General features: G+C 70.4%; 4 protein-coding genes. All 4 read left to right on the forward strand.

Features of this window, described 5'->3' with window-relative positions; all coding sequences use genetic code 11:
- Positions 1-58 precede the first annotated feature (58 nt).
- On the forward strand, positions 59-1,654 hold the full coding sequence (locus GUY61_RS34255) for a PucR family transcriptional regulator (protein ID WP_166634224.1): 1,596 nt from the start codon (positions 59-61) through the stop codon (positions 1,652-1,654).
- Between the two features lie 116 nt (positions 1,655-1,770).
- Complete coding sequence (locus GUY61_RS34260) at positions 1,771-2,613, forward strand: nitrilase-related carbon-nitrogen hydrolase (RefSeq protein WP_166634221.1); 843 nt, start codon at positions 1,771-1,773, stop codon at positions 2,611-2,613.
- An 80-nt stretch (positions 2,614-2,693) separates the two neighbouring features.
- Positions 2,694-4,094, forward strand: a complete 1,401-nt coding sequence (hydA, locus tag GUY61_RS34265) for a dihydropyrimidinase (protein ID WP_166634222.1) — start codon at positions 2,694-2,696, stop codon at positions 4,092-4,094.
- A gap of 40 nt (positions 4,095-4,134) precedes the next feature.
- The gene (locus tag GUY61_RS34270; protein ID WP_166634223.1) at positions 4,135-5,160 is read left to right on the forward strand and encodes a TIGR03842 family LLM class F420-dependent oxidoreductase; all 1,026 of its coding nucleotides are present in this window, start codon (positions 4,135-4,137) and stop codon (positions 5,158-5,160) included.
- The last annotated feature ends 92 nt before the right edge of the window (positions 5,161-5,252 follow it).

A 5,252-nucleotide genomic window follows, 5' to 3' on the forward strand; every position in this document is an offset into this window, starting at 1 on the left:
TTCCGCCCCCGTCCGCTCTGCCCGCTCCGTCCCTCCTCCCACCGCAACCGAAGGAGGCCTGTCGGTCCGCCAGGTACTGGCCCTGGACCGGGTGGCGGCCTGGGAGCCCGAAGTCGTCGCCGGCCAGGACCACCTCGACCGGCAGGTGCGCTGGGTGCACGTCGCCGAGGCCTCCGACGTCGGGGTGATGCTCAGCGGCGGCGAGATGGTGCTCACCACCGGCGTGCTCCTCGCCGGCGACACCGGCGTCCAGAGCGAGTACGTCAGATCGCTGCACCGCGCGGAGGCCGCGGCCGTCGTCCTCGGACTCGGCCGCGCCTTCCCCGTGGCACCCGAGGCGATGCGAAGAACCGCCGAGCGCTGCGGACTGCCCCTGGTCGTCCTGCACCGCCCCGCGCCCTTCGCCGAACTCACCGAAGAGGTCCAGTCACGCCTGGTGCGGCGGAAGTTCGACGAGGTCAACCTCTCCGAGACCATCCGCACGGCGCTCACCGCGCTCATCATGTCCGGCGCTCCGCTCCAGCGGCTCCTCGACGAGATCGCCGTGCACTGCGGCTGCCCCGTCGTCCTGACCAACCTCGCCCACCGGGTGCTCGCGACGGCGGGGGAGCGGCCCGCCGTGGGTGACGTCCTGCGCGACTGGGACCGCATCGCCCGCCAGGCTCTCGGCCCCGAGCAGGGCCATGTCGCGGTCGGCGCCGACGGCTGGATCCGCGCCGAACTCCTGGGCCGCGGCGAGCGCTGGGGACGGCTGATGCTGTGCGGCTACCGCGGCGAGCCCGGCGCCGGGCGGCTGCTCGCCGAACGGGCCGCGGAAGGGCTCGTGCTGCACCGGCTGCTCGGCGGCGGCTCCGGCCACTCCTGGGAGGAACAGTCCGCGCAGGGCCTGCTCACCGAACTGATCTCCGGCGCCGTCCCCGCCAGGCACCTGCTGCCCCGGGCACGCGCCGCCGGTCTGCCCGTCAACCGCCGCACCTTCGTACCCCTGGTCGTGCGGCCCAGCGACCCCGAGGACGGCGCCGTCACCGCGGGGCCCCTGGACCGCGCACTGCGCGTGCTCGGCATACCCGGCCTGGTCGCCGAACTCGACGCCCGCTCCACCGCCGTACTGCTCAGCCTGCCCCGCGACCAGGACGCCGAGGCGCTCGCCGAACGGTTCGCCGTACGGCTGCGCCACGACCCGGCGCTGACCGGCACCGGACTGACCGTCGCCGCCGGCTACGCCTGCCCCGCCTGGGAGCGCGTCCCCGGGGCCCTGCACGAGGCGCTGCACGTCGCGGACGCGGCCGCCTCCGGCGCCCTGCCCCGCGAGGTGGCGGTGCTGCGGCTGCGCGACGTACGGCTGCGAGGGCTGATGCGGCTGCTGCGCGACGACCCGCACGTGCAGTCGTTCGCACAGCGCGAGCTGGACGGGCTGCTCGGCTGCGAGGGGCGGGGCCTGCTCGGCGTGCTGCGCACCTATCTCGCGACCGGCCGCAACAAGTCCCGGACCGCCCAGCTGCACCACATGAGCCGGCCCGCCCTCTACCGGCGGCTGGAGTCCATCCAGGGCCTGCTCCACGTCGACCTCGACGACTTCGAGCAGGCCGCCTCGGTGCACATCGCACTGCTGGCGTACGACGCCCAGCGGTCCGGAAACCGTCCGGGAAGTTGACACCGTGCAACGCCCGGCGCCCGCAGACGTGACACAGCGGCACTCCGGCCGGGGTCCCCGTGCTCCCTAACCTCGTCGCTATCCCGATTCCGCGCCAACGCCGGGAGGCACTTTTCATGAGCAGAGTGGTCCGCGCCGCCGTCTTCCAGACCTCCTGGACGGGCGACAAGGAGTCCATGATCCGGGTGCATGAGCAGGCCGCCCGTGACGCGGCCGCACAGGGCGCCCAAGTCCTGTGCTTCCAGGAGCTGTTCTACGGCCCGTATTTCTGCCAGGTGCAGGACGCGGCGTTCTACGACTACGCCGAGCGGATCCCGGACGGGCCGATCGTCAAGCGCTTCCAGGCGCTCGCGAAGGAACTGCACCTCGTCCTCGTCCTCCCCATGTACGAGGAGGAGCAGCCCGGCGTCCTCTACAACACCGCCGCCGTCATCGACGCGGACGGCTCCTACCTGGGCAAGTACCGCAAGACCCACATCCCCCAAGTGCCCGGCTTCTGGGAGAAGTTCTACTTCCGGCCCGGCAACCTCGACTACCCGGTCTTCGACACCGCCGTCGGCAGGATCGGCGTCTACATCTGCTACGACCGGCACTTCCCGGAAGGCTGGCGGGCCCTCGGCCTGAACGGCGCCGAGATCGTCTTCAACCCCTCGGCGACCCACCGCGGCCTGTCCAAGTACCTGTGGCAGCTGGAGCAGCCGGCCGCGGCCGTCGCCAACGAGTACTTCATCGGCGCCATCAACCGCGTCGGCGTCGAGGAACTGGGCGACAACGACTTCTACGGCACCTCCTACTTCGTCGACCCCGAGGCCCAGTACGTGGGCGAGGTCGCGAGCGACAAGGAGACCGAACTCGTCGTGCGCGACCTCGACATGGAGAAGATCCGCACCGTCCGCAACCGGTGGCAGTTCTACCGCGACCGCAACACGGCCGCCTACTCCTCGCTCACCGCCCCGTAGACCGCAAGCAGACGGCGGGGGGGGCGGGGAACCGGCCCCGTCCCCGCCCCCGCGCACACCCCACCGGAAGGAGAGTGAGCATGAGTCGTACCGTCATCCGCGGCGGACTGGTCATCACCGCCGCGGACGAGCTCCACGCCGATGTCCTGATCGAGGACGGACGGATCGTCGCCCTCGCCGCGCAGGGCACGCATGCCGCCGGGTCCTGGACGGCCGAGCGCACCATCGACGCGGCCGGGAAGTACGTCATCCCCGGCGGCATCGACGCCCACACCCACATGGAGCTGCCCTTCGGCGGCACCTTCGCCTCCGACACGTTCGAGACGGGAACGCGTGCGGCGGCCTGGGGCGGCACGACGACCATCGTCGACTTCGCCGTGCAGAGCGTCGGCGGCTCGCTGCGCGAGGGCCTGGACACCTGGTTCGCGAAGGCCGACGGCAACTGCGCGATCGACTACGCGTTCCACATGATCATGTCGGACGTCAACGAGAGCACGCTCAAGGAGATGGACCTCCTCGTCGAGGAAGGCATCACCTCCTTCAAACTGTTCATGGCGTACCCGGGCGTGTTCTACAGCGACGACGGGAAGATCCTGCGCGCCATGCAGCGCTCCGCCGGCAACGGCGGACTGATCATGATGCACGCCGAGAACGGCATCGCCATCGACGTCCTCGTCGAGCAGGCCCTGGCCCGCGGCGAGACCGACCCGCGCTACCACGGCGAGGTCCGCAAGGCGCTCCTGGAGGCCGAGGCCACCCACCGCGCCATCAAGCTCTCGCAGGTGGCCGGGGCCCCGCTGTACGTCGTGCACGTCTCCGCGACGGAGGCCGTGGCAGAGCTGGCGAAGGCCCGCGACGAGGGCCTGAACGTCTTCGGCGAGACCTGCCCGCAGTACCTCTTCCTGTCCACCGACAACCTCGCCGAGCCCGGCTTCGAGGGCTCCAAGTACGTCTGCTCCACGCCGCTGCGGCCCAAGGAGCACCAGAAGTACCTGTGGCGGGGCCTGCGCACCAACGACCTCCAGGTGGTGTCCACCGACCACTGCCCGTTCTGCTTCTCCGGACAGAAGGAACTCGGCCGCGGCGACTTCTCCAAGATCCCCAACGGTCTGCCGGGCGTCGAGAACCGTATGGACCTGCTGCACCAGGCCGTCGTCGACGGGCACATCAGCCGCCGCCGCTGGATCGAGATCGCCTGCGCCACCCCCGCCCGGATGTTCGGCCTCTACCCGAAGAAGGGCACCATCGCCCCCGGCGCCGACGCCGACGTCGTCATCTACGACCCCGTGGCCGAGCAGGTCGTCTCCGCCGAGACCCACCACATGAACGTCGACTACTCGGCGTACGAGGGCAAGCGGATCACCGGACGGGTCGAGACCGTGCTCTCGCGCGGCGAAACCGTCATCGACCAGCGGGAGTTCACCGGGCGGGCCGGCCACGGCGTCTACACGCCCCGTTCCACCTGCCAGTACCTCAGCTAGGCAACCAGCCGCAACGAGCAGCCTTCAGGAGTGGCGCACCATGGACTTCGGACTCGTCCTGCAGACCGACCCCCCGGCCTCGGGTGTCGTCGAACTGATGCAGCGCGCGGAACGCAACGGCTTCACCCACGGCTGGACCTTCGATTCCGCCGTCCTCTGGCAGGAACCCTTCGTCATCTACAGCCAGATCCTCAGCCGTACGGAACGGCTGATCATCGGCCCCATGGTCACCAACCCGGGCACGCGTACCTGGGAGGTCACCGCCTCCACCTTCGCCACCCTCAACGACATGTTCGGCAACCGCACCATCTGCGGCATCGGCCGCGGCGACTCAGCGATGCGCGTCGCCGGCCGCACCCCCAACACCCTTGCCCGCATCAGTGAGGCCATGAAGGTCATCAGGGCACTCGGCTCGGGCAAGGAGGCCGATCTCGGCGGCACGGTCATCAGGTTCCCCTGGATCAAGGAGGACGCCGAACTCCCCGTGTGGATGGCCGCATACGGCCCCAAGGCACTGAAGATGACCGGTGAGGAGGCCGACGGCTTCATCCTCCAGCTCGCCGACCTCTACCTGACGGAGTGGATGGTCAAGGCGGTGCGCGACGCCGCCGAGGCGGCCGGCCGGGACCCGTCGGAGGTCAGGATCTGCGTCGCCGCGCCCGCCTACGTCACCGCGGACGACTCGCCCGGGGCGCTGGCCCACGCCCGTGACCAGTGCCGCTGGTTCGGCGGCATGGTCGGCAACCATGTCGCCGATCTCGTCTCCAAGTACGGCGAGCACTCCGGAGCCGTACCGGAGGAACTGACGGACTACATCAAGGCCCGGCAGGGGTACGACTACTCCCATCACGGCCGGTCCGGAAACCCCGACACCGCCTTCGTGCCCGACGAGATCGTCGACCGCTTCTGCCTGATCGGCACCGCCGAGGCACACATCGAGAAGCTGAACGCCCTGCGTGAACTGGGTGTGGACCAGTTCGCCCTCTACGACATGCATGACGCCAAGGAAGCCGTCATCGACGCGTACGGCGAGACGATCATCCCCGCGGTGAACGCCGCGGGCTGACGACGCCGCCCTCGCACCCGTCCCCCGGGTACCCGCCCGTTCGGCACATGTCCGCCCGGACACACGCCCCCGCGACCCATGCTCCCGCGGCA

It is taken from the genome of Streptomyces sp. GC420 (genome assembly GCF_009916105.1).
Lineage (GTDB): Bacteria > Actinomycetota > Actinomycetes > Streptomycetales > Streptomycetaceae > Streptomyces.